23 protein-coding genes are annotated in these 24,308 nt (G+C 71.0%); 11 read left to right on the top strand and 12 right to left on the bottom strand.

Features of this window, described 5'->3' with window-relative positions:
* Positions 1-53: 53 nt before the first annotated feature.
* On the bottom strand, positions 54-1,556 hold the full coding sequence (locus ACIPYW_RS09080) for an alpha-N-arabinofuranosidase (protein WP_400412766.1): 1,503 nt from the start codon (positions 1,554-1,556) through the stop codon (positions 54-56).
* A 263-nt stretch (positions 1,557-1,819) separates the two neighbouring features.
* On the opposite strand from ACIPYW_RS09080, the gene ACIPYW_RS09075 reads away from it, so the two are divergent.
* The 3 genes from ACIPYW_RS09075 to ACIPYW_RS09065 are packed head-to-tail and all read left to right on the top strand — an operon-like array spanning position 1,820 to position 5,090.
* Positions 1,820-3,184 (top strand): extracellular solute-binding protein, encoded by a 1,365-nt coding sequence (locus tag ACIPYW_RS09075; protein ID WP_290130961.1) that lies wholly within the window; start codon positions 1,820-1,822, stop codon positions 3,182-3,184.
* 24 nt (positions 3,185-3,208) lie between these two features.
* Positions 3,209-4,174 (top strand): carbohydrate ABC transporter permease, encoded by a 966-nt coding sequence (locus ACIPYW_RS09070; protein WP_290130960.1) that lies wholly within the window; start codon positions 3,209-3,211, stop codon positions 4,172-4,174.
* 1 nt (position 4,175) lies between these two features.
* Positions 4,176-5,090 carry a carbohydrate ABC transporter permease gene (locus ACIPYW_RS09065; protein WP_290130959.1) on the top strand — a complete coding sequence of 305 codons (915 nt, stop codon included), beginning with the start codon at positions 4,176-4,178 and terminating at the stop codon, positions 5,088-5,090.
* Positions 5,091-5,178: 88 nt separating this feature from the next.
* Here the strand turns inward: ACIPYW_RS09065 and ACIPYW_RS09060 are convergent, their stop codons facing one another.
* On the bottom strand, positions 5,179-5,556 hold the full coding sequence (locus tag ACIPYW_RS09060; protein ID WP_400412764.1) for a VOC family protein: 378 nt from the start codon (positions 5,554-5,556) through the stop codon (positions 5,179-5,181).
* 86 nt (positions 5,557-5,642) lie between these two features.
* Here ACIPYW_RS09060 and ACIPYW_RS09055 point away from each other — a divergent pair, with 86 nt between their 5' ends.
* Positions 5,643-6,707, top strand: coding sequence for an ABC transporter substrate-binding protein (locus ACIPYW_RS09055; RefSeq protein WP_400412762.1), 1,065 nt, complete (start codon positions 5,643-5,645; stop codon positions 6,705-6,707).
* 175 nt (positions 6,708-6,882) lie between these two features.
* On the opposite strand, the gene ACIPYW_RS09050 is transcribed toward ACIPYW_RS09055, so the two are convergent.
* The 3 genes from ACIPYW_RS09050 to ACIPYW_RS09040 all read right to left on the bottom strand — a co-directional run bounded on the left by ACIPYW_RS09050 (position 6,883) and on the right by ACIPYW_RS09040 (position 11,134).
* Complete coding sequence (locus tag ACIPYW_RS09050; RefSeq protein ID WP_400412760.1) at positions 6,883-8,934, bottom strand: transglycosylase domain-containing protein; 2,052 nt, start codon at positions 8,932-8,934, stop codon at positions 6,883-6,885.
* A 251-nt stretch (positions 8,935-9,185) separates the two neighbouring features.
* Positions 9,186-10,118 (bottom strand): class A beta-lactamase, encoded by a 933-nt coding sequence (gene bla / locus ACIPYW_RS09045; protein WP_400412758.1) that lies wholly within the window; start codon positions 10,116-10,118, stop codon positions 9,186-9,188.
* Between the two features lie 26 nt (positions 10,119-10,144).
* Entirely contained in the window at positions 10,145-11,134 is a 990-nt protein-coding gene (locus ACIPYW_RS09040) for a glycoside hydrolase family 16 protein (RefSeq protein ID WP_400412757.1), read from the bottom strand.
* A 129-nt stretch (positions 11,135-11,263) separates the two neighbouring features.
* Between ACIPYW_RS09040 and ACIPYW_RS09035 the strand changes: the two genes are divergently transcribed.
* Positions 11,264-11,812, top strand: coding sequence for a GNAT family N-acetyltransferase (locus ACIPYW_RS09035; protein ID WP_400412755.1), 549 nt, complete (start codon positions 11,264-11,266; stop codon positions 11,810-11,812).
* Between the two features lie 16 nt (positions 11,813-11,828).
* Here ACIPYW_RS09035 and ACIPYW_RS09030 read toward each other — a convergent pair whose 3' ends face one another.
* Together ACIPYW_RS09030 and ACIPYW_RS09025 are read right to left on the bottom strand one after the other, a co-directional pair.
* The gene (locus ACIPYW_RS09030; protein WP_400412754.1) at positions 11,829-12,305 is read right to left on the bottom strand and encodes an AAA family ATPase; all 477 of its coding nucleotides are present in this window, start codon (positions 12,303-12,305) and stop codon (positions 11,829-11,831) included.
* An 11-nt stretch (positions 12,306-12,316) separates the two neighbouring features.
* A complete protein-coding gene (locus ACIPYW_RS09025; RefSeq protein WP_400412752.1) occupies positions 12,317-12,940 on the bottom strand; it encodes a class I SAM-dependent methyltransferase in 624 nt (207 codons plus the stop codon).
* Between the two features lie 156 nt (positions 12,941-13,096).
* Between ACIPYW_RS09025 and ACIPYW_RS09020 the strand changes: the two genes are divergently transcribed.
* The 6 genes from ACIPYW_RS09020 to ACIPYW_RS08995 all read left to right on the top strand — a co-directional run bounded on the left by ACIPYW_RS09020 (position 13,097) and on the right by ACIPYW_RS08995 (position 18,880).
* Complete coding sequence (locus ACIPYW_RS09020) at positions 13,097-13,735, top strand: TetR/AcrR family transcriptional regulator (protein WP_290130948.1); 639 nt, start codon at positions 13,097-13,099, stop codon at positions 13,733-13,735.
* Positions 13,736-13,810: 75 nt separating this feature from the next.
* Positions 13,811-16,528, top strand: coding sequence for an MMPL family transporter (locus tag ACIPYW_RS09015; RefSeq protein WP_400412751.1), 2,718 nt, complete (start codon positions 13,811-13,813; stop codon positions 16,526-16,528).
* A gap of 103 nt (positions 16,529-16,631) precedes the next feature.
* Entirely contained in the window at positions 16,632-17,075 is a 444-nt protein-coding gene (locus ACIPYW_RS09010) for a MarR family winged helix-turn-helix transcriptional regulator (RefSeq protein WP_400412750.1), read from the top strand.
* Positions 17,076-17,135: 60 nt separating this feature from the next.
* Entirely contained in the window at positions 17,136-17,348 is a 213-nt protein-coding gene (locus ACIPYW_RS09005) for a hypothetical protein (protein WP_290130945.1), read from the top strand.
* A 52-nt stretch (positions 17,349-17,400) separates the two neighbouring features.
* The gene (locus ACIPYW_RS09000) at positions 17,401-18,495 is read left to right on the top strand and encodes an alkene reductase (RefSeq protein ID WP_400412749.1); all 1,095 of its coding nucleotides are present in this window, start codon (positions 17,401-17,403) and stop codon (positions 18,493-18,495) included.
* A gap of 127 nt (positions 18,496-18,622) precedes the next feature.
* Positions 18,623-18,880, top strand: coding sequence for a hypothetical protein (locus ACIPYW_RS08995; protein ID WP_400412747.1), 258 nt, complete (start codon positions 18,623-18,625; stop codon positions 18,878-18,880).
* A 101-nt stretch (positions 18,881-18,981) separates the two neighbouring features.
* Here the strand turns inward: ACIPYW_RS08995 and ACIPYW_RS08990 are convergent, their stop codons facing one another.
* The 5 genes from ACIPYW_RS08990 to ACIPYW_RS08970 all read right to left on the bottom strand — a co-directional run bounded on the left by ACIPYW_RS08990 (position 18,982) and on the right by ACIPYW_RS08970 (position 24,262).
* Positions 18,982-20,127, bottom strand: a complete 1,146-nt coding sequence (locus tag ACIPYW_RS08990) for a M20 family metallopeptidase (protein ID WP_400412746.1) — start codon at positions 20,125-20,127, stop codon at positions 18,982-18,984.
* A complete protein-coding gene (locus tag ACIPYW_RS08985; protein WP_400412745.1) occupies positions 20,124-21,170 on the bottom strand; it encodes a ketopantoate reductase family protein in 1,047 nt (348 codons plus the stop codon). Before ACIPYW_RS08985 ends, ACIPYW_RS08990 begins: the two co-directional genes overlap by 4 nt.
* Entirely contained in the window at positions 21,167-21,952 is a 786-nt protein-coding gene (locus ACIPYW_RS08980; RefSeq protein WP_400412744.1) for an SDR family NAD(P)-dependent oxidoreductase, read from the bottom strand. The genes ACIPYW_RS08985 and ACIPYW_RS08980 overlap by 4 nt, the downstream gene beginning before the upstream one ends.
* Positions 21,952-23,268: an MFS transporter gene (locus ACIPYW_RS08975; protein WP_400412743.1), complete on the bottom strand. Its 1,317-nt coding sequence runs from the start codon at positions 23,266-23,268 to the stop codon at positions 21,952-21,954. Before ACIPYW_RS08975 ends, ACIPYW_RS08980 begins: the two co-directional genes overlap by 1 nt.
* Positions 23,269-23,362: 94 nt before the next feature.
* Entirely contained in the window at positions 23,363-24,262 is a 900-nt protein-coding gene (locus ACIPYW_RS08970) for a polysaccharide deacetylase (RefSeq protein ID WP_400412742.1), read from the bottom strand.
* Between the last annotated feature and the right edge of the window lie 46 nt (positions 24,263-24,308).

The raw sequence follows: 24,308 nt of genomic DNA, 5'->3' as shown, positions 1-24,308 counted from the left end.
CCGGCACCCGCTGTGCTCACTCGACGCTCGCCGTGGCGCGCGCCGAGGCGTCCTCAGCCGATCGAGACGGCCGTCCAGGAGACGGGCGGCAGTTCGATGGTGATCGTGTCGCCCTCGCGGTGGACGGTCTCGTTGGTGCGCAGGCCGACGCGCTCGGTGTCCGAGAGGTCGTTGACGAGGTGCACGTCGTCCTCCCAGATGCCCTCGGCGCGGACCTCGCCGTCCGCGCCGATGCCGGCGAGGTCGATCGTGACGGTGGTCGACTCGGTCTGGTGGCGGTTCACGAGGAACACCGCGGCCGTGCCGTCCTCGATGGTCGCGGCGGAGTCCACGACCGGGACCTCGCCGTACTTGCCGCCGTCGACCGTGTCGCCCGAGGCCTTGACCTGGAGCGAGGTGCCGTTCGCGAGCTTGGACGTCAGCGAGAACGGGAAGAACGTCGTCTGGCGCCAGGCCGGGCCGCCCGGCTCGGTCATGATCGGGCCGATCACGTTGACGAGCTGCGCGATGCTCGCCGAGGCCACACGGTCGGCGTGACGGAGGAGCGAGATGAGCAGACCACCGACGACGACGGCGTCCGCCACGGTGTAGATGTCCTCGAGCAGGCGCGGCGCCACCGGCCAGTCCTGCAGCTCGAAGGTCTTCTGCTGCTCGTTCCACTTGCTGAGCGACCAGACGTTCCACTCGTCGAACGAGATGTCGATCCGCTTGTCCGACTTCTTGTGCGCCTTGACGTGGTCGGCGGCGGTCGTGACGGTGTCGATGAAGTGGTCCATGTTCACGCCGGACGCGAGGAACGACGACATGTCGCCGTCCTCCTCGTAGTAGGCGTGGGCGGAGATGTAGTCGATGTCGTCGTAGGCGTGCTCGAGGACGGTGCGCTCCCACTCGCCGAACGTCGGCATCGACGCTCCGGAGGACCCGCAGGCGACGAGTTCGAGGTCGGGCTGGATCTGGCGCATGGCCTTGGCGGTCATCGCGGCGAGCTTGCCGTAGTCGTCCGCGTTCTTGTGGCCGAGCTGCCAGGGGCCGTCCATCTCGTTGCCGAGGCACCACATCTTCACGGCGAAGGGCTCCTGGCGGCCGTTCGAGCGGCGGTACTCGCTCAGTGCGGTGCCGGCGTCGATGTTCGCGTACTCGAGGAGCTCGATGGCCTCCTGCGTGCCACGGGTGCCGAGGTTCACCGCGAGCATGAGCTCGGAGTCCACCTGGTCGAGCCAGTGCTGGAACTCGTGCAGCCCGACCTCGTTCGTCTCGGTGGAGTGCCACGCGAGATCGAGGCGCCGGGGACGCTGGTCGACCGGGCCGACGCCGTCCTCCCACTTGTAACCGGAGACGAAGTTGCCGCCCGGGTAGCGGATCGCGGACACGTTCAGCTCCTTGACGAGCTCGATCACGTCCTTGCGGAAGCCGTGCTCGTCGGCGGTCTCGTGCGCGGGCTCGTGGATGCCGTCGTAGACGTGCCGTCCGAGGTGCTCGACGAACCCGCCGAACAGGCGACGGCGCACCGGCCCCACGGTGAACGCGGCGTCGAGGACGAGGTGTGTGCGGGGCATGGATCTCCTTCGATCGTCGTGCGTCGGGGTGACACGAAAGTGAGCGCTCACCCAGTCACAACGCTAGCTGGTTCGGGGCGGGGACGAAAGGGGTGGTGCTCCGGCGTGTCCAGCGCTAATGTGAGCGCTCACGGAGCGATGATGCCCCCACGGCACGTCGCCCCGACCGGAGCAGCGAAGGAGCCTCACCACGGGGCTGCGACGCCGCAGCAGTACGGAACACCGACCCTGTTCCGCTCGGCCCGTCCCGATGGAGTGATGCCATGCCGATCCGACCAACCCCGCCCGTGCAGCCGCGCGGCGGGTCCTTCACCCGGCGGAGCCTGCTCGCCGCAGGAGCCGCGGCCGCCACCGTGCTGCCGCTCGCCGCCTGCTCGAGTCCGCTCGCAGCGGGCATCGCCGGTGCCCCGCTCAACCCGGAGACGCTCGTCTTCTGGAACCTCTTCGGCGGCGGTGACGGCGCTCGCATGCAGCAGATGGAGGCGGGCTACGCCAAGCAGCACGGCGGACCGTCCTCGATCCAGGCGACGACGTTCGCCTGGGGCAACCCGTACTACTCGAAGGTGACACTGGCCACCGTCGGGAACAAGCCGCCGGACGTCGCGATCGCCCACCTCACCCGCGCGAAGCCGCTGTGGGACGGCGACCTGCTCGACCCGATCACCTCGGACGACCTCGCGAGCGTCGGCCTGAGCGCCAGCGACTTCAACCAGAAGGCGTGGACGGCGCAGAAGACCGACGGCAAGAACATCTGCATCCCGCTGGACACGCACCCGTTCGTGCTCTTTTACAACGTTGACGTGTGCCAGAAGGCCGGCCTGATCGACAGTGACGGCAAGCTCAAGGACCTCTCCGGACTGGAGGCGTTCGAACAGGCACTCGCGGCCGTCTCGAAGGTCACCGGCGGTGTCGCGCTCAACGTGGCGAACGTCAGCGAGATCGCGACCCCGTGGCGCTTCTTCTGGACGATGTACAACCAGATCGAGGGGTCGACGCCGTTCATCAGCGACGGCGGCTCGAAGCTCACGGTGAACGAGGACAACTACACCAAGGTCACCACGATGACCGAGAAGTGGGTGAAGAACGGCTGGCTCAACAAGGGCCTCGACTACGCCACCGCCGAGACCCTGATGTTCACCGGCAAGGCCGGGTTCTTCATGCAGGGCGAGTGGGAGATCAGCACGGCGCAGTCGATCAAGGGGCTGAAGTTCGGCATGGCGCCGATCCCGCAGCTCTTCGACAAGCCGGCCACCCAGGCCGACTCGCACACGTTCATCCTGCCGAGGAAGGACCGCACGCCGGAGCAGCGGAAGGCGCACATGCTCTTCATCAAGCAGATGCTGGAGCAGAGCATGACGTGGGCCGAGGGCGGGCACGTGCCGGCCTACATGCCCACGTTCGACAGCACGGCCTACAAGAAGCTCGAGCCGCAGTCGGACTACGCGTCCGCTGCCGAGAGCGCCGTGTTCGACGACCCCGCCTGGTACGGCGGCTCCGGGTCGACGTTCGAGAACACCGTCGGGGCGCAGCTCGCGCTCGTGCAGCAGGGCGCCTCGAGCCCCGCGGCGGCCCTCTCGGCGATCAAGAGCCAGCTCAGCACGTACCTCAACACCCCCAGCCCGCTGTAAGCCCCGCGCGAAAGGCACGACGACGTGACCGCAGCACCAGTCCTGACCCGCCCGACGGAGGCCGCAACGGTCCCGCGGCGGCTCCGCACGCGTGTGAACAGCACCACCCGTGGCCAAGGCCGCAGCGGATGGCTGTTCCTCGCCCCCTTCGGCCTGTTCTACCTGGCCTTCCTGCTCGGCCCGACGGTCTGGATGATCGTCTCGAGCTTCTTCAACACCTCCACCGTCCGCACCGGGCTCGGCAGCTTCGCCGGGTTCGCGAACTACGCGGAGATGCTCGGACGCGCCGACTTCTGGTCGTCGCTCTGGCACACCCTGCAGTTCACGCTCTACACGACCCCGCCACTGGTCATCCTGGCGTTCGTGTTCGCGGTGCTCACGAACCGGATGAACCGCGGCCAGTGGTTCTTCCGCCTGGCGTTCTTCCTGCCGTTCATCCTGCCGTCGGCGACGATCTCGCTGATCTGGGTGTTCATCTTCACCCCCGCGACCGGCCTGTTCGCGTCGGTCCAGCAGGCCCTCGGCATCACGCCGGGCGCCGGCGTGCTGGCCAGCCCGAACACCGCGATGATCGGCGTCGCGATCGCCACGGTCTGGTGGACCCTCGGGTTCAACTTCGTGCTCTACCTGGCGGGTCTCCAGGAGATCCCGCGCGAGCTGTACGAGGCCGCGGCGGTCGACGGGGCGTCGAGCTGGCAGCAGATCAAGTCGATCACCCTGCCGCTCCTCGGCCGCACGACGACGCTCGTCATCCTGCTGCAGATCATCGCGAGCCTGAAGATCTTCGACCAGGTGTACCTGATGACGAACGGCGGCCCGGGCATCTCCACCCAGGTGTCGCTGCAGCTCATCACGGGTGTCGGCTTCACCGACAACCGCCTCGGTGCCGCGTCGGCGGCGTCGGTGCTCCTGTTCATCGTGATCGTCGCGATCGCGGTCATCCGGCAGCTCGTCGAGCGCGCTGCCGCCAAGCGAGAGATCGGTGCCTGACGTGACCACCACCGAGAGCGTCACCACCGCCCGGCCGAAGCTCCGTTCCGGGGTGTCGGCCGCAGCCCCCGCGAACGCGGCGAAGATCGGCGTCTCCGGCAGGGGCTTCAACATCGTGGCCGGGATCATCCTCGGGGTGTTCGCGGTCATCTGGCTCATCCCGAGCCTGTTCGCCCTCAAGACATCGCTGTCCGACAACGGTGTCGCCGCGCTCGGGGCGAACTCGATCCTGTCGAACTGGAACCCGACGCTGCACTCCTACGCCGCGCTGTTCCAGGCCGGCGACATCTGGAACTGGTACCTGGCCTCCGGCATCACGAGCCTCGTGACGACGGCACTCACGGTGCTGTTCGCCTCGATGGCCGCGTTCGCGCTGTCGCGCCTGGTGTTCCGCGGTCGCAACGTCGCGTTCCTGCTCATCATCCTGGGCATCATGATCCCGACGCAGGTCCTGATCATCCCGATCTTCCAGGAGCTCAACGCGGTCGGTCTGCTCAACACCTACTGGTCGGTCATCTTCCCGCAGGTGCCCGCGGTCATCGCGGTGTTCATCTTCAAGCAGTTCTTCGACGGCATCCCCCGGGAGCTCGAGGAGGCTGCACGCATCGACGGTGCGGGCATGTGGAAGATCTACTGGTCGGTGATCCTGCCGCTGTCGCGTCCGGTCATCGCCGCGGTCGCGATCCTGACGTTCGTCGGGGTCTGGAACAACCTGCTGCTGCCGCTGTTCGTGCTGTCCAACCCGGACCTCATGACGATCCCGGTCGGGCTCGCCACGGTCCAGGGCAGCTTCGGTCAGCGCTACGCCGACATCCAGGCCGGTGCGATCCTCGCGGCGCTGCCGCTGATCATCCTCTACCTGATCTTCCAGCGGCAGATCGTGGAGGGCGTGACGGGGTCCGGCCTCAAGGGCTGACGCCACCACCTCACGAACGGGAGGCACGGTGCCGGCTGGCACCGTGCCTCCCGTCCGTCTGCTGCCCGCGCAACGCGCGGGGTGCCCCTCAGATCGGCGCGAGCCGCGTGCGCAGCAGGCAGAACTCGTTGCCCTCCGGGTCCTGCAGGACGTGCCAGGACTCCTCCCCCGTCTGCCCCACGTCGGCCGGCCGTGCGCCGAGCGCCAGCAGTCGCTCCAGCTCGGCGTCCTGGTCGCGGTCGACCGGGCTGAGGTCGAGGTGCAGCCGGAGGGGCTGCGCCTTCGCGTGCTCGACCTTCGCGAGGATGATCGTCGGCGTCGCGCCGCCGAACCCGGAGGCCGGACCGATCTCGATGCCGTCCTCGTCCTTCCCGAGTTCGACGTGGTCGAGCACCGCGCACCAGAAGCGCGAGAGGGCCTCGGGGTCGGCGCAGTTGAGGACGAGTTCGCTCAGTCGGCTGCTCATGCCGCGGACGCTACCCGTCGGTGGGCCCACTCGGTCGTCCGCGACGACGACCCGGAGCACAGGCCGCGCGGCTAGCCTTGCTCGTCGTGACGCTCCCCCGCCGGCCCCTGCGCGCCCTCGTGCTCGCCGCGGTGGTGGCGTGCGCGCTGACCCTCGCCGGGTGCAGCGGGACGTCCGGCACGGAGACCGCCCCGGACGGCGGGCGTGGTGGCGGTGGCGGTGGCGACGCGAGGACCACCGGCTGGTCGTACCAGGACGCCACCGGCACGACGATCCGCCTCGACCACCGCCCCGAGCGGGTGGTCGCCCTCGACGACCTCGCGATCTCGATGGTCCGCTCCGGCCTGCACCCGGTCGGGACCTTCGGCCGGCTCCCGCTCGCCGAGGACGACCGGTGGGACGGCCTCGACACCGACGGCATCGCGGACGTCGGATCGGCGAGCACGACCGACGGTGCCGGCGACGGCTCGGACGGCATCGACGTCGACCGGGTGGCCGCGCTGAGGCCCGACCTCATCGTGACCACGATCGCGCCGGTGGACGCCTCGGGCACGCTCCCGACCGACCACGTCGGGACGGGCATCGCCGACGCTCCGCAGCAGCGGGAACTGGCGAAGATCGCGCCGGTCGCCGAGGTCCGGTGGGGTGGTGACGGCGCCGACGTCGTCCGCGACGTGACCGACCTCACGCTGTCGCTCGGCGCCGAGCAGTCGGTCGTCGACGCAGCGGAGACCGAGTTCGACGACGCCGCGTCGGCGCTGGAGGCAGCGACCCGCGACCACGACGTCCGGCTGACCGCGCTCTACGCCGACCACGACGGTGTCTACGTCGCCCGTCCCGAGGACGTCCCCGCGCTGCAGCTCTGGGCGTCGTACGGTGCCGACCTGACCGTGCCCGGGCCGAAGGGCTACGCGTGGGGCGTGTACTCCTGGCCGAACGCCGGCAAGGTCCGGGGCGACGTGCTGCTGCTCTCGGACCAGGGCTACCAGGCGGACGACCTCGTGCGGCAGCCGACCTTCGCCGACCAGCCGGCCCTCGTCGCGGGGCAGGTGCACCCGTGGACGTCGCCCGTGCTCGACCACGCGTCCCAGGCCGCAGCGATGCGCCAGCTGACCACGTGGATCACCGAGAGCGAGCGCCTCGACCGGTAGCGGAGCGCCCGCGCCCGCGAGCGCGCGGGCCCGCGCGCCCGCGCCTGCCCGGCGAGTCTCGGCCCCGCGGACAGTCCCGCAGCCGGAGGGCCGCGAAACTGTCCGCCCAGCCGAGTCTCGGGAGACCGGCAGCGCTGGCTGGCCGTGCTGCGCCCACCCCGCGGCACGGCGGCGGTCACCCCGCCGGGTAGGCCGCGTTCACCGCCTCCTGCGCCTGCTTCCACACCGATGCCCGCGCACCCGCGTACGTCCCGCCCTGGCCGTTGCCGACGTACCGGAGGTTCGTCTTCCCACCGTCCGTGTTGCCCTGCCAGTACGCGGTGACCACGCGGGAGGTCCCACCGACGAGCCACACCTGGTCCGCGACGTCCGTCGTGCCCGTCTTGCCGAACAGCGTCATGCCGTCGGCGGTCTGCCCGCCGGTCGCCGTTCCACCGCGGAACGCGCCCTGCATGACCTCGAACGCGGTTGCGGCGACGGCGGGCGAGAGCACCCGTCGGCAGGTCTCCGGCTGTCCGCCGAGGTCCTTCCCGGTGCGGTCCACGACCTCGTCCACCACGACCGGGTCGCAGCGGACGCCGCCGTTCGCGATCGCGGTGTACGCCGACGCCATGGTGAGCGGCGCGATGTTCTCGGTCCCGAGGATGGCCGCCGGGTTCGCACCGACCCGGCCGCCCGTCGCGAGGTGGACGCCGAGCCGCTCCGCGACGTCCCGGACGTCGCAGAGGTCGAGCTGCGCGGCCATCGACACGTAGGCGCCGTTGACCGACTGCGCCGTCGCCGCACGGACCGAGTACGGACCGGTCTGGCCCGGTGAGTCGTTCCGCGGGTTCCACGGCTCGTCGATCGTCTGTCCGCACTGGGTCCACGTCCGCTGCTCGTGCCGGGTGCCGTCCACCACCGTGTCCGGGCTCCGTCCGGCCTCGAGCCAGGCGAGCAGCGTGAACACCTTGTAGGTCGAGCCGGGCTGGAACCCGGTCGCGTCGCCGGAGGCCTCGTCCACGGCGTAGTTCAGCGAGCTCGACCCTCGGGGTGCCGCCGCCGAGCGGTCGTACGCGGTGTTCTGCGCCATCGTCAGGACACGTCCGGTCGAGGCCTCGACGGAGTCGAACGTCGCGCCCAGGGCGAGTGCGGGTTCGGCGGCCGGGTCGTACCGGTCGAGCAGTGCCTCCTGCTGGGCGTTCCGGTCGAGGTCGAGCGTCGTCTGCACCCGGTACCCGCCCGTCCGCCAGGCCTCGTCGCGTTCGGCCTGCGTCGCTCCGAGCTGCGGCAGCGACCGGGTGACCTGCACGGCGTGTTCGCAGAAGTACTGCGCGCCGTCGACGACCGACGCGCACCCCTGCTGCGGCGCGGTGAGGTGCACGTACTCCGCCGGCTCCGACGCGAGCGCGGTCCGGAGGTCACGGCCCGACAGGTGCCCCTGCTCGTGCATCGCGCGGAGGATGACGTCTCGCCGGGCCTGGTTGTCCCGGTGGTGGGCCGGCGTCGAGAGGTCCCGGCGCTCCGGCCACTGCACGATCGCCACGAGTGACGCCGCCTCGGCCGGGCTGAGGTCCGTGGCGTCCTTGCCGTAGTACCGCTGCGCCGCGGCCTGCACGCCGTAGGTCTGGTCGCCGAAGTACGCGATGTTGAGGTACGCGGTGAGGATCTCCTCCTTCGAGTACCGCTTCGCCAGGCCGATCGCGAGCTTGATCTCCTCGAGCTTCCGCTGCGGGGTCCGGGCCGTGGCCTCCGCGACCGCCGCCTCGGCCTCGGCCGCGGGCAGCTGCGACGCCTGTTCGATCTTGATGTTCCGGACCAGCTGCATCGTGAGCGTCGACCCGCCGGACCCGCCCTTCCCCTGCTTCGCCGCGACGCTGACGACACTGCGGACGAGCGAGGTCGCGTCGACGCCCCCGTGGTGCCAGAACCGCTTGTCCTCACCGTCGACGGCGGCGTGCTTGAGCGTGTCGCTGATCCGGTCGTACGGCAGCTGCTCGCGGTTCCGGTCGAACACGTCCGCGAGGTGCACGGGCTTCCCGCCGCGGTACGCCCACACCTCGTTGCGGCTCGGCAGCTCGCCGACCTCGATGTACTCCGGCAGCGACGAGAACGCGTCGATTGCCGACGACGTCCCGAACCCCGCCAGCGCGACCGCCGGGGTCACGCCGACGCCGACCACCAGGCCCGCCAGCACGCTCCCGCCGACGAAGCCGCTCACGGCCGCGATCGCTCGTCCGAACCCCATGTGTCCCCCTCGTGCACCGCGGATCGGTGCGTTCCGTGTCGGACCGTGCCGGGCGGACCCGGACGGTCCCCGGGATCTCCCGGGGGATCCCCGGCGCGTGGACTGGGAGAGCGCCGAGTCGGTACGGATCGTTACCCCGTGACGGCCGGGAGGCCCGTGGCGGCGCCGCCACGGGCCTCCAGGCCGTCCTCCGGTCACGTTCCGGCAACGGCCGCCGATCCTGGGACCGCCGGCGGTAGCGAGCGCCGCCGTCAGCGGCGCAGCGCTCCGACCGCGGTCTTCGTCGCGGCGGCCACGAGCGCGTCCGAGGGCTCGGCGTCCGAGCGTTCGGTGCGGGTCATCACGACGAGCACGATCGGTCGCCGGCCCGGGGGTGTGACGACACCGATGTCGTTCCGGACGCCGTACGACCCCGTGCCGGTCTTGTCGGCGACCCGCCAGCCGGACGGCACCCCGGCGCGGATCGTCCCGTCGCCCGTGGTGGTGCCGAGCATCGCGGTCCGGAGCACGCGCTGGTCGTCGGCGTCGAGGGCGTCCCCGAGGAGCACGGCACGGAGGTCGTCCGCGAACTGCTCGGGCGTGCTGGTGTCCCGGTCGTCGCCGGGCGTCGCCGCGTTCAGGTCGGGCTCGAGCCGGTCGACGCGGGTCACACGGTCACCGATGCCACGGAGCCAGGACTCGACGGCGTCCGGGCCGCCGAGGCGCTCCACGAGGAGGTTCGCCGCGGTGTTGTCGCTCACACTGACGGCTGCGTCGACGAGCGCCCGGACGGTCATCCCGGTGTCGACCGAGCGCGAGGTGACCGGTGCGTACTCGAGCAGGTCGCCGCGGTCGTAGTGGATGATCGTGTCGAGGTCCGCCGCCGTCGACCGGTCGAGCACGGCCGCGGCGATGAACACCTTGTTCGTCGACGCGAACGGGAAGCGCTCGTCGCCGCGGTACGCGAGCGTCGTCCCGGACTCCGTGTCGACAGCGACGACACCGAGTCGGGCGTCGGACTCCCGTTCGAGCGCAGCCAGGGCGCCGTCTGCCGAGACCGTCGGCGCGGCGGTCGGGACGTCGGTGGGTGCAGCGGCTCCCGGAGTCGTCGCCTGCCCGACCGGTGCGCCGGGTCCGGAGCACCCGACGAGGGCTGCGGTGAGGCCGGCACCGACGACCAGGGCCGTCCATCGTGGAGCACGCACGACCCCAGCCTGCACGAACGACGGCCTCAGGGTTCGATCGACACCCAGTCGATGAGCACGTGGCCGGGCTTGCCGGTGTTGCCGATCTGGAACGTGTACCGGTGCGGGGTGGTCGGCACCGACTCCGTCACCGTCTCGAGCAGCACCCCGTCGAGGAAGTAGCTGACCGACTTCCCCGGCACCCAGACCGTCGTGTACGTGTGCCATTCCTTCCACGACGCGTCGGTCAGGATCCGGTACGCCTTGTCGGCGTGGCCCGGCACCATCGAGTGGTGGAACACGTCCGGCTTGCCGGAGAAACCGCCCTCGGGGTAGTCGAGCTCCCCCTCGGACGCGTCGTTCGACGTCGGCCAGAGCATGACCGCCGTCCCGTTGCCCCGACCGCCCTCGACCTTCATGCGGATGCTGAACGTGCCGCCGGTCTGCGCCCACGCCGTCGCCGGCGGTCCAAAGACCCCGGCCGCGCCCTGGGTGCCGTTCATCGCGACGTCCATGGAGCCGTCGTGCGCGCTGATGAGGGCGCCGGAGTAGTACTTGTCGCTCGTGCCCTCGTCGTACGCCTGCCAGGCGTTCGCGTAGGTCGCGGCGAACTGTCCCTCGCTCGCCGCCGGGGTGGTGAAGTCCTCGAAGAACGCCGCCTGCGGACCGAGCACGGGTTCCGGAACGGTCGGGGTGGGTGTGCGGGGTTGCACGGCGCCCTCCGAGGTCGAGCCGGACGCGTGCCCGGAAGCGGCACCGCCGGCTGGCTCACCGGAGGCGGTCGTGCCGTCGGGAGCAGCACCGTCCGGCGCCTGCCGCGTCGGCGTCGCGCGGCTCGGCGACGCGCCGCTCGGCGACGCGCCGCTGGGCGACGGCGACAGCGACGGGACGAGCTCGCTGCCCTGCGCCGGCGTGAGGAACGCCAGCATCACGGCGACGGTGACCCCGGCGACGACCAGCACGACGGCTCCGCGGAGGAAGCCCCCGCGCGTCGAGGTGGTCCGCTCGCGCCGTTGCGAGGTGCGTTGCCGTGTCACGATCTGCTCCTGTACTGCCCTGTCACCATCAGGTTCACGCACGGAACGAATCGGCGCCTCCCTTCGCAGGGTCCACGGCGGCAAGCCGCACGGGCGTGCGGGAAACCGAGCGCCGGTACCGTGGCCCGCATGGCCGTCCGACTCACCCGTCTCGACCCCACCGGCGCCGACCGGGAGGCCCTGGTCGCCTTCCTCACGACCGAGGAGTTCCCCTTCCACGTGCGGCGCCGCATCGACCGTGCCGACGCCGAGCGCGGCATCGACGCGAGTGCGTGGCGCGACGACGAGCACGACTCGTTCTGGATCGACTCGGACGAGCGGGGCCGCGTCGGGGTGCTCCGGCTGGAGGACCTCGAGGACCCGGTACCGCTCTTCGACCTCCGGATCGCGGGGGCGCACCGCGGCCAGGGACTCGGCGTGCAGGCGCTCCGCGCGGCGACCGACCACGTGTTCCGCACGCTGCCCGAGGTCACCCGGTTCGAGGGGCAGACCCGCGAGGACAACACCGCCATGCGGCGGACGTTCCTCCGCGCGGGGTGGGTCAAGGAGGCGCACTACCGGGAGGGGTGGCCGGTGCCGGGCGGCGAACCGCTCGCGTCGGTCGGCTACGGCGTGCTGCGGCGCGACTGGGCGTCCGGCACCACGACCCCGGTCCTCTGGGACGACGAGCCGTCCTGATCGCCGGGCTCGGCGCTCACGCGGTCGCCCAGCGCGCCGACTCGTCGAGCCCGGGGTCGTAGCCGTCGGTCGTGTCGACCTCGAGCAGTGGGCAGCCGAGGTCGAGCGGCGGCACGGTCGCCGGCGCGTTCGCGAGCGCGCGGTCGTTCAGCCGCGCCTCGTGACCCCGGGCGACGAACCGCTCGTGCCACGTCGGCGTCACGCAGTGGAGGTTCCGGATCGGCCACCGGCCGCCGAGGACGTCGCGGACCTCCGCCTCGGACTGCCCGCGGTACAACGTCGCCTCCGCGATGACGCTGGACCCCGCCCGGGCGTACGCCGCCGTCACGCTCCAGAACGCGGCGACGCCCTGCGGCACGACCTCGTCGCGGTCCCCGTCGCCCGCGGCCGTGATCCCGGCGTAGAGCTCGTCGCGGTGCACCTGCGGCCAACCGAGCTGCGCGGCGAGCGCCGTCGCGAGCGTCGTCTTGCCGCTCCCGGGTGCGCCGCTCACGAACAGGATCGTCACGGCGCTCCCCAGACGACGACGCTCCGCCAGAAGGGTCCCGGCCACACCCGGGCGTCGGGCAGGTGTCGCCGGGCGGACGACCGCAGTTCCCGGTGGGACAGCGTCGGCGCGACCGTCGGTGCGGTCATGTGCTCGGGAGCGCGATCGGTCCCGAGCGGGTGCCGTACGAACCCCACGATCGGGTTGGCCACGAGCGAGAGGACCTCGCGGGGCAGGTCACCCCACGTCGAGCGAGTGGGGGCGATCGCGACGAGTCGCCCGCCGGGGCGGACGAGCGCGCGCAGCCGTGGGAGCGCGTCGTCGGCGTCGAGGTGGTGGAGCGAAGCCACGAGGACGACGAGGTCGACCGGTTCAGCGGGCAGCTCCGCGGTGATCCGCGCGCCGCTGCGCGCGGCGAGTCGCGCCATCCGTGGGTCCGGCTCGACACCGGCCGCGTCCGGGAGCACGCGACCGAGCCGGGTGAGGAGCAGCCCGGCGCCGCAGCCCACGTCGAGGACACTGCTCCCCCCGCGCCGCCGGAGCGCGCGGGCATGGGCGACGACGAACCACGAGTAGGCCGCGTTGTGCGACCAGGGGTGTCGCGCGTTCCAGCGGTCGAGGGTGGCCGCCAGCGCGTGCATGGTGTCCAGCCTACGGACGGGAGGCCCGTGGCGGGAGCCGCCACGGGCCTTCCGTCCGTCTCTCGGTCGCGTGAGCGACGCGCGTCGGGGGACGAATCTGAGCATGCACTCGGAGTCGTTGCACCCAGTGCATCGATGCACCTAGTGTTCACAGACGTGACCCTCGCACCCGACCGCCGTGCCGCCCTCAAGGCGAAGCACCGTGCAGCGATCCTGCAGGCCGCGCGCGACCTCATCGCGGAGCAGGGCGGACGCGAGTTCGGGGTCGACGACCTCGCGGCGCGGGCCGACGTCGCGCGACGGACGGTCTTCAACCACTTCGCGTCCCTCGACGAGGTCCTCCTCACCGTCTGCGAAGAGGAGCTGTCGGTCATCATCGACCGCTTCCTGGCCGACATGGCGAAGACCCCGGTCGGTGACGGGTCGCGGTCGTCAATGTTCGACGAGCTCGAGTCCGCCGCCCGCGGAGCCGACCTCGCGCCGGCGATCGCGAGCATGTACCGGATCCTCGGCGAACCCGGCAAGTCCGACCCGAAGGCCGCGGTGCTCACCCAGACCGCGTTCTCCCGGGTCACCGAACGACTGCGCGACGAGGTCACCCGCCGCCACCCGGCCGCGGACGAGCTCGACGCCGCGCTGCTCGTGGAGTCGCTCATGAGCGGCATCGTCGTGATCGCGGACCACTGGCTCACCCACACGGGCCCCTCGCTCGACCGCGCATCCCTGGACGCGTGGGACGCGCTGCTGAGCAGACTCGTCCACAGCGTCCGCAGCGGCTACATGCCCACCGACTGATCGTCACCCCCAGGGGTCCACCGGCGCACCCCGTCACCACACAGCACGCACAACGAAAGGAACGGGGCTCTCCGCATGGCCGGTCTCCTCTACCGACTCGGGCGCTTCTCCGCCCGCAGGCACTGGCTCGTGATCATCGCGTGGATCGTGATCATGGGCATCGCCGGGCTCACCTACAGCCTGTTCGCCGGCTCGATCTCGTCCTCGATCTCGATCCCGAACACCAAGACCAGCCAGGTGCAGGACGAGCTCGCGGACAAGTTCCCGTCCGCGAACGGCGGTACCGGCACGCTCGTCTTCACGACCACGAACGGCAAGGCGTTCACGGACGACCAGAAGACCGAGGTCAAGGACTTCCTCGACGGGCTGAAGAGCGAGGACGGCGTCAAGGACGTCACCGACGGCTTCACGACGCAGCAGCAGCTCGACGACCAGCGGCAGAAGATCGTCGACGGCCGCGAGCAGATCAGCGACGGCCGGAAGCAGATCTCCGACGGCCGGAAGCAGATCGAGGACGGCCAGGACCAGCTCGACGCGCAGAAGTCGCAGCTCGAGTCGGGCAAGACGAAGATCGAGCAGGCGCAGCAGCAGCTGGACGCGCAGAAGGCCCAGGCCCAGGCCGCCGGTGCCGCTGCCTCCGCAGCCGCGCAGGCACAGCTGCAGCAGGCCCAGGCGCAGATCGACGCGCAGCAGCAGCAGATCACCGCGGGTCAGCAGCAGATCACGGCAGCCCAGCAGCAGATCGACGAGAACACGAAGAAGCTCGACGAGAACGAGCAGAAGCTGGACGACAGCGAGCAGGAGCTCGAGCAGGGGTCGAAGCTCCTCGGCCTGTCGAAGGACATCCGGTTCGTGTCCTCGAACGACTCCGCCGCGATCGGCACCGTGCAGTTCACGAAGTCGACCTACGAGGTGCCGCAGAGCACGAAGCAGGCCATCTCGGACAAGGCCGAGGCGGCGAAGATCAGCGGCGTCGACGTGTACGTGTCGAACGACATCGCGCAGGGCGTGCCGTCGATCCTCGGTCCGGGCGAGATCATCGGCGTGATCATCGCCGCACTCGTGCTGTTCCTCATGCTCCGCACGGTGATCGGCGCCGCGATCCCGCTCGTCTCCGCAGTGCTCGGCGTCGGCGTCGCGTCCCTCGCGGCGCTGTCGTTCTCGAGCCTCGTCGAGTTCATCTCGGTCACGCCGGTCCTGGGGGTGATGCTGGGCCTGGCGGTCGGCATCGACTACTCGCTCTTCATCCTCAACCGACACCGCACGCAGCTGAAGGCCGGCATGGGCGTGCACGAGTCGATCGGCCTCGCGAACGGGACCTCCGGCAACGCGGTCGTCTTCGCCGGTACGACGGTCATCGTGGCCTTGCTCGCGCTGAACATCACGGGCATCCCGTTCCTCGGGCTGATGGGCACGGTCGGCGCCGTCGCGGTCCTGTTCGCGATCCTCATCGCGACGTCGTTCACCCCGGCGCTGCTCTCGCTGCTCGGCATGCGCATCCTGCGTCGCAAGGAGCGCGAGCGGATCGGCAACACGGACTCGATCCGGGTGCCGAACAAGCCGATGTCGACCTGGCGCGCCGTGATCACGCTCGTCGCCGGCGTCGCCGTGCTCGGCACCATCGCCCTGCCCGCGACGCAGATGCGACTCGGCCTGCCCACGGGTGCGTCGGAGGACGTCGAGTCGTCGCAGTACCAGGCCTACAAGACCCTGTCGGACGAGTTCGGCGCCGGTCAGAACGGTCCACTGCTCGTCGTGGCGAACCTGCCGGAAGCGGTCAGCAAGGACGACGTCACCGCGACCGAGGTCACCATCGGCCAGGCCCTGGCGAAGAACGACGACGTCAAGGCCGTGCTCCCGATCGGGGCGTCGAAGGACCGCGACATCATCGCGTTCCAGGTGAAGCCCGCCGGCGGCCCGGACAGCGTCTCGACCGAGACGCTCGTGAAGGACCTGCGCGAGCAGCGGGTGAGCGTCGACGACGGGACGGCCACGCTCGGCGTCGCGGGCAACGCCTCCGCGAACATCGACGTGTCCGAGAAGCTCTCGAACGTGCTGCCGCTCTACCTCGCGGTCGTCGTCGGACTGTCGCTCATCATCCTGATCATCGTGTTCCGGTCGTTCCTCGTGCCGATCACCGCGACGGCCGGGTTCATCCTGTCCGTGCTCGCGTCGTTCGGTGGCCTGACCGCGATCTACCAGTTCGGCTGGCTGGGCTCCGTGTTCGGCGTGCACGACCCGGCGCCGATCCTGAGCTTCCTGCCGATCATCGAGATCGGGATCCTGTTCGGGCTCGCGATGGACTACCAGCTGTTCCTCGTGTCGGGCATGCGCGAGGCGTACGCCCACGGCGCGTCGGCGAAGGTCGCGGTCCAGCGGGGCCTGCACGCCGGACGGGCCGTGGTCACGGCGGCGGCGATCATCATGATCTCCGTCTTCGCGGGCTTCATCTTCTCCGACTCGTCGACGATCAAGCCGATCGGCTTCGGGCTCGCCTTCGGTGTGCTGCTCGACGCGTTCGTGGTGCGGATGCTGCTCATCCCCGCGGTCATGCACCTGCTCGGACGCAGTGCCTGGTGGATCCCGAAGTGGCTCGACCGCATCCTGCCGGACGTGGACGTCGAGGGCGCCAAGCTCGAGCGCGCCCACCCGAGCGGCGGGCACGGCGAGCAGTCGTCCGACGCCGGGTTCGCCCAGCGGGGCGGCGATGCCGAGCACCACGGCGCGCACGCCGCGGCGGCCGAGCCGGACGCGAACCCGCACGAAGGCCACACGCCGACGCACCGCGCGTAGCCCGCGGGGCGCTCCGCGCCCGACGCAACCGCCTGGAGGCGCGGTGCCGGTCGCGCAGCCACCGCGAACCCGGTCGTTCGTGCACGAAGCGTAGGGTGGGGGCATGATCGAGACCGACGTGGACCCGCTCGCCCTCGACCGGCAACTCTGCTTCGCCCTCGCCGCGACGAGTCGGAGCGTCATCGGTCTGTACCGCGACCTCCTCGAGCCGATGGGGCTCACCCACCCGCAGTACCTCGTGATGCTCGCGCTGTGGGAGCGCGATCCGCGGTCCGTGCGGGAGATCGCCCGCGAACTCCGTCTCGACTCCGCGACGCTCAGCCCGCTGCTCAAGCGACTGGAGGCCTCTGGGTACGTCAAGCGTGCTCGCAGCACCGCCGATGAACGCCAGCTCGAGGTCTCCCTGACGACAGCAGGCCGAGCGCTCCGCGACCGTGCCGAGGCCGTGCCGCTCGCCGTGGCCGACCGTCTGGGATGGCCGCTCGACCGGCTCGAGGCCCTCAAGGACGAGCTGACCGAACTGCTGGAACGGGTCGACGACATCTGACCCTGGCGCACCGCAACGCTTCGTGGCAGAATCATTCGTGCACGAACGAAAGGAAGGGCGATGGGTCGCTTCGGCCGCTGGTACGAGAAGTGGAACACCACGCTCATCGAGAAGATGGGTCCGTCGCAGATCGGCGCCGGCCACCCCGAGGGCGTCGACGACCGGACGGTCGACCGCCCCTGCCCCATCTGTGGGCAGCCCCTGTCGCTGCACCAGGTCATCCGACCCGAGGGTCAGGTGCGCTCGTCGACGCTGGTGTGCCCCGGTCGCTGACGATCCGCTCCGAACAGGAATTGCACCCGGCAACACGTGGTTCAACGGACACGTGAAGCTCTTCGAACCCGCCGACTTCGGCGCACTGCACCTCCGCAACCGGATCGTCATGGCACCGCTCACGCGCACCCGCGCCGGCGCCCAGGGCATCCCGAACGACCTGCTCGTCGAGCACTACCGCCAGCGGGCCGGCCTCGGCATGATCATCACCGAGGGCACCTGGCCCGTCCAGGAGGGCCGCTCCTACCCCGGGCAGCCGGGCATCGAGACCGACGAGCAGATCACCGGTTGGCGTCGTGTCACCGACGCCGTGCACGCCGAGGGCGGCACGATCGTCATGCAGCTCATGCACGGCGGCCGGGTCTCGCACACGTCGATCTCCGACACCCCGCGCATCGTCGGCCCGAGTGCGATCGCCGCACCCGGCCAGACCCACCTCGCCGACGGCACCAAGGCCGACATGCCGGTGCCGCACGAGCTGACCACCGACGAGGTCCGCGAGGCCGTCCAGGGCTTCGTGCAGGCTGCTCGCAACGCGGTCGCCGCCGGCCTCGACGGCGTCGAGGTCCACGGCGCCAACGGGTACCTCGTGCACGAGTTCCTCTCCCCCGTCTCGAACACCCGCACCGACGAGTACGGCGGCTCCCCCGAGAACCGCGCGCGCTTCGCCGTCGAGGTCACCACCGCCATCGCCGAGGCCATCGGGGCCGACCGCGTCGGCATCCGCCTCTCCCCGCAGCACAACATCCAGGGCGTGCTCGAGGAGGACGACGCCGACGTCCTCGCGACCTACACCGCGGTCGCGGAGGGCCTGGCGCCGCTCGGGCTCGCGTTCGTCGACGTGCTCCAGGCCGACCTGACCTCGGACCTCGTGCAGACGATCCGTCGGACCGCCGGCGCGCCGTTCATCGCGAACTCGGGCTTCTCGTCGGTGACCACCCGTGAGGAGGCGATCGCGCTGCTCGACTCCGACCACGTGGACGCCGTTGCCGTCGGTCGTCCGGCGATCGCCAACCCGGACCTCGCGCTCCGTTGGGAGCAGGACGAGGAGCTCAACGAGCCGCGTCCGCAGTTCTTCTACGGCGCGACGGCCGAGGGCTACACGGACTACCCGACGCTGGCCGAGTCGCGCGTGCAGGTCGCGTAGTCGACGCGACCACCGAGCTGACGGGAGGCGCGGTGCCGGCTGGCACCGCGCCTCCCGTCCGTCTCGGGGATGCGCGTGCACGCGCGAGCCTCACGAAGCGAGCGATCGTCATCGATAGCGTTGCACCGTGAACAACGGTTGGAGAGACGGCATCCTGGCCGTGTGGGTCGTGTCCCTGATCGCTGCGATCGCCCTGTGGGTCACCGCGGTGGTCCTCGTCAACAAGGGGCCGGACGCGATCGACCTCCTGGCGGCCGTGCCGTTCGTGGCCGGTGCAGCCGCGCTCATGACCTTCTGGTGGTTCGTGTCGATGCTCCTGTGGTTCGCCGTGAGCGCGATCGTGCGAGAGCACCACAAGGACCGCGAGGCGCTCCGCCGCGGCTGACGGGAGCCGCGATGTCGGCGGCCGCTGCTCGCCCGCTGCCCTGCTCGAAGCGCCGCCTGGGCTGGGCTGAGCAGGGCGCGCTCTGGTCCGTGGAGGGTGTGTCAGGACGCGAGGCGCGTGATCAGGTCCGCCGCGAGGCCCGTGCGCTGCACCATGCCGTCGATCGACACCCACTCGTGCCGAGCGTGTGCGCCGTCGCCGACGGCTCCGAGGCCGTCGAGGACGGGCAGGCCCAGCGCGGCCGCGAAGTTGCCGTCGCTGGCGCCGCCGACGGAGACCTCCGCGGCTTCCCACCCGTGGTCGACCGAGACGGCCCGGGCGGTCTCGAAGAGGGAGGCGATGGCGGCACTCCGCTGCATCACCGGCCGGTTCCATCCCCCGGTGACCTCCAGGCGCGCGCGGTCGCGGTGCGGCCGGAGCGCACCGAGCGCGGCGTCCACACGGTCCATCTCGGAGCGTTCGGCGACGCGCACGTCCACCTTCGCCGACGCCCGACCGGCGGTGACGTTGGACCGCGAGCCGCCGACGATCGTGCCGACGTTGACGCTGGTCCCCGCGGCGAGGTCCGCCGTGCCGTGCAGCGCCAGCACCGCTCGTGCCATCTCGTCGATCGCGCTGACGCCGTTCTCCGGGTCGAGTCCGGCGTGCCCCTCGATCCCGTGCGTGGTCACCTCGAAGATGCCGACACCCTTCCGTGCCGTCTTGAGCGCCCCCTGCGCGCTCGCTTCGAACACGAGCACGGCGTCCGATCCGGCGACCGCGTCCTCGATCACCGGCCGGGATGCGGGAGACCCGATCTCCTCGTCGCCGTTGAGCACGAGACGGATCGCGGGGAGAGGACGTCCGGTGCCCCGGGCGAGTGCGAGGCCGTGCACCGCCTGCACGAGGCCCGCCTTCATGTCGAACGCGCCCGGGCCGGTCAGGCGGTCACCGTCGATGGAGACGGGCCATTCGGCGAGCGTGCCGAGCGGCCAGACCGTGTCGTAGTGGCAGAGCAGCACGACGGTCCTCGCGCTGCCGCCCGTGGCCGGCCAGTCGAGGACCGCGCTGTCGCCGTGGATCCCGCCCGCGACGGTCCGCTCTGCCGCGGGCACGCCGAGGTGACGCTCCACGAACGCCCGCACCCACCCGAGTCCCTCGGCGAGCGCTGCACGGTCGTCGGAAGGCGTCTCCTGCTCGATGTACTCGGTGACGTCGGCGACGAGGCGGTCGCGCAGCGCTTCGGCTGCCTGCACTGTGGTGGTCATGCCGCGGCCAGCCGATCGAGTTCCGCGAGGTGTGCTTCGTCCATGGCGACCGCGTGCGTCTCCAATGCGGTGATCCGGTCGACGAGCCACGACAGGAGGGGGGTCGGGATGCCGTGACGCTCGGCCGCGGAGAGCACCGGACGGTACTGCGTCGGGACCTCCGTCCGGCGCCCGCGGACGGCGATGTCCCGCCAGATGCCGGACCGCTTCTTCGTCTGGGCGCCGAGCCAGGCGACGAGCCCGTCGGTGGCGGTGTCCGCAGCGGTCGCGGTGTCCGCGTCTGTGGCGGGGTCCGCTGCGATGGAGGTCGGCGTCAGGTACGCCTCGGGGTCGAAGGCGTCGAAGCGTTCGAGTGCGATGCCCTCGGCGGTGGCGACCGTCAGCACCTCGCGCACGAGGGCGTGCATGCCCGTGCGGTGGCGGTCGATGAGGTCGCCCATGTCCTCGTCGGCGAGCGCGGTGGCGACGAGCATCGCCCCGAAGCCGAGCTTGGACCAGAGGTACCCGGGCACGTTGTCCGACACGATCGGTGTGCCCCAGTGGTGCAGGTCGCGCGCCAGGGCTTCGACCCGCGGGCTCGATCCCCCGGCGTACTCGCCGAGGGCGATGTCCCCGATGCCGCCGTCGCGCACGACCCCGGGGCCGACGACGTCGGCGAACAGGTCGACGAACGCCGCGACGGTCCGGTCCGCGCCGACGTGCTCCGCGATGGTCGACTCGTTCAGGCCGTTCTGCATCGAGACCACCCAGCCGTCCTCGGCCAGACGCGGAGCGATCCAGGCCGCAGCGGCGTCGGTGGCCTGGGCCTTCACCGCGAGGAGCACGGCTCCGAGCTGCTCCGGTGCGTCCTCCGGTGTGGAGATCGTGGGCCGTGCCGTGAGGGGGCCGTCCGGTGCCTCGATCCGGAAGCCGCGCTCCCGGACGGCTGCGACGTGTTCCTCGTCGGCGTCGACCAAGTGGACCTCGGCTCCACCGAGCTGGAGGTGCACGGCGAGCGTGCCCCCGATCGCTCCGGCGCCGACGATCGTGTACTGCGGGGTCATGCGTGTTCCTCCCGGCCGTCGGCCGTCCAGTGCTGCGGGAGGTTCCACGCGCCCGTCGACGATCCGCCGTCGACGCGCAGCACCTCCCCGGTGATCCAGTTCGCCTCGTCGCCCGCGAGCCAGACGACCGCGCGAGCGATGTCGTCGGGCAGGCCGCGTCGCCCGAGGGGGTTGTCGCCGACGGCGTCCGCGTACTCGTCCGTGACCGGGTTGACCGCGGAGTCGACGGTCACGAAGCCCGGGGCGACGGCGTTCACGCGGATCCCGTGGTGGCCGAGCTCGAGCGCGGACGCCCGTGTGGCGGCTTCGAGCGCTGCTTTCGAGGTCGAGTACGGCGCGGCTCCCGGGCGGGCCCGCAGTGCCGAGCCCGAGGAGATGTTCACCACGCTCGCACCCCGGCCCGCGGCGACGGCTCGACGGGCGAGCGCGACGGTGAGGAGGACGGGTGCACGTGTGTTGACGTCGAGCACGCGGTCCCAGGTCGTCGCGTCGAGGTCGAGGAACGGCGTCGCCGGGTACACGCCGGCGCTCGAGACGAGGACGTCGACCGGAGCGTGGTCCCACGCTCCGTCCACCACCGCGCCGGGGGCGTCGCCGTCCCGCAGGTCGGCGGTGAGCACGATCACCCGACCGGCTCCGGCCTCCCGGGCGAGTGCCTCGGTCTCCCCGAGCGGCCCGGCGGTGCGGTCGCAGAGCGTGAGGTCCGCACCGGTGCGCGCGAAGGCGAGGGCGATCCCACGGCCGATGCCGGATCCGGCACCCGTGACGAGGACGTGCCGCATCAGTCGAGCACCTTGCCCTTCGTCTCCGGCATCGTGAGGTAGACGACGAGGCCGATCGCGGCAGCGGCCGAGGCATACACCCACACCCAGCCGCTGAGGCCGACGGTGTTCATCCAGGTGGTGACGTACGGCGCGGTGCCACCGAACAGGGCGACGGCGATCGCGTACGGCACACCGATGCCGCTCGCCCGGACCTCCGGCGGGAACTGCTCGGCCATGATGACCGCGCAGTTCGCCGAGTACCCGAGCAGCAGGACGATCCCGACGAGCTCGACGAGCAGGAGCGACCAGAACCCACCGCCGATGATCTGGAACGCGGGCCAGGCGAAGATCAGGAACCCACCGGCGAACGCGGCCATCGTCGGCTTGCGGCCGATCCGGTCGGACAGGATGCCCGCGAACGGCAGGAGCACGAGGAACACGATCATCGCGATCACGTTCGCGAGGAGGGCCTCGGAGAGCGGGATGCCGGTCGTCACCGCGGCGTAGGTCGGCATGTAGCTGACCCACATGTAGTAGAGCAGCGTGCCGGCGATGGTGATGCCGAAGACACGGGCGACGGCTGCCGGGTGCTCCTTGAACATGCGGAAGAACGAGCTCTTGTGGTCGCCGGCTGCTTGGTTCGCGGCGTTGCGGTCCGCCGCGACCTGGAACGACTCGGTGTCCTCGACGGAACGGCGGAGCCACAGGCCGACGAAGCCGAGCGATGCTGCGAGGACGAACGCGAGCCGCCAGCCCCAGCTGTCGACCGCGTCCTCCGGGAGGGCGCCGGTGATGAGTGCACCGATGCCCGAGGCGATGAGGACACCGCCGCCCACCGAGACCTGCTGCCACGAGCCGGCGAAGGCGCGTCGGGTGGGCGCCGCGGACTCGACGAGGAACGCCGACGACGAGCCGAACTCGCCGCCCGCTGCGAAGCCCTGCACCATGCGGGCGAGGACGAGGAGTGCCGGCGCGATGATGCCGATCTGCGCGTAGGTCGGCGACAGGCCGATCACGAGCGTCGCCCCGGCCATGAGTGCGATCGTGAGGACGAGACCCTTCTTGCGACCGTGGCGATCGGCGAAGGCCCCCATGACGGCGGCACCGACCGGTCGCATCACGAACCCGACAGCGAAGATCGCGAGCGTCGACAACAGCGCAGCGGCCTCGTTGCCGGCAGGGAAGAAGTGGTGGGCGAAGATCGAGGAGAAGGTGGTGTAGACGGCCCAGTCGACCCACTCGACGGCGTTGCCGATCGAACCGGCGACGATCGCCTTCTTCCCCTTCCTGCTGAGTTTCGTCGCGTGGACGGTGTCACGGGCGGTGGTGGTCATCTGCGGGCTTCCTCGCGGGTCGGGCGGAGCTGTGGACGGCGGGGTGGAGCTGCGGTGCTGGTGGGGCTGCTCCGGTGGCGTGCCGGAGCGGGTGTCAGAGCTGGGTGCGGACGTGCGCGGCGAGGTCGGCGTGGGTGCCGATCCAGACGTCGTCGTACGAGCGGATGTGTGCGAGCAGGTCGTCGAGGATCCGGAGCCGCGACCGGTGGCCGATGATGTGCGGGTGCATGGTGAGCTGGAACACGCCGCCCTCGTCACGCGCGGCGTCGAACTCGTCGATCCAGATCTGCAACAGGCTGCGCGGCGGCATGTGCGGCCGCAGCCCGCCGAAGCGGTCCATCATCAGGTACGGAGCATCGTCGCGGATCCACTCGACGGGGATCTCGACGACGCCGGTCCGCGCCCCGTCCTCGAGGAGCTCGTACGGTTCCGCGTCGGCCATGAGCGACGAGTCGTACACGAAGCCGAGCTCCCGGATCACCGCGAGCGTCGACGCGGAGAAGTCCCACGACGGCGTCCGGATGCCGGTCGGGCGCAGGCCCGTCTGCCGCTCGAGGACCCCGAGGCTGCGGTCGACCAGCTCGAGCTCGTCGTCGTGCCCGAGCGCGGTGTTGCGCTCGTGGATCCAACCGTGGACCGCGACCTCGTGCCCGGCGGCGACGTAGCCGGGGGCTTCCTCCGGCCGGAGCAGCGCACAGACAGCCGGCATGAAGAACGACGACGGGGCCTCGTGCCGGGCGAGGAGGTCGAGGATCCGCGGGACCGCGAAGCGTGCGCCGAACTCCCCCTGCGCCATGCGTCCCGGCGAGGTCTCGCCGTCCCGGAGCGCTGGCGTCTCGTGGTCAGAGTCGAACGACAGGAGCACGGCGACCTGCGCCCCGCCCGGCCACCGCTCGGTCGGGTCGTCGTGCACGAGGCGCTGCCCGGCACGGACGTGCTCGACGTGTCCGCGCCACTCGTCCTCGCTCCACTGCCACGGCTGCTGCGTACCCATGCGTTCCCTCTCGGACGAACTCGGCGACCACGGTGTCGCCGATGTA

The organism is Curtobacterium sp. NPDC089689, from assembly GCF_044749145.1.
In the GTDB taxonomy this organism is placed as follows: Bacteria; Actinomycetota; Actinomycetes; order Actinomycetales; family Microbacteriaceae; genus Curtobacterium.
This window is presented reverse-complemented; position numbering and strand designations above follow the sequence as displayed.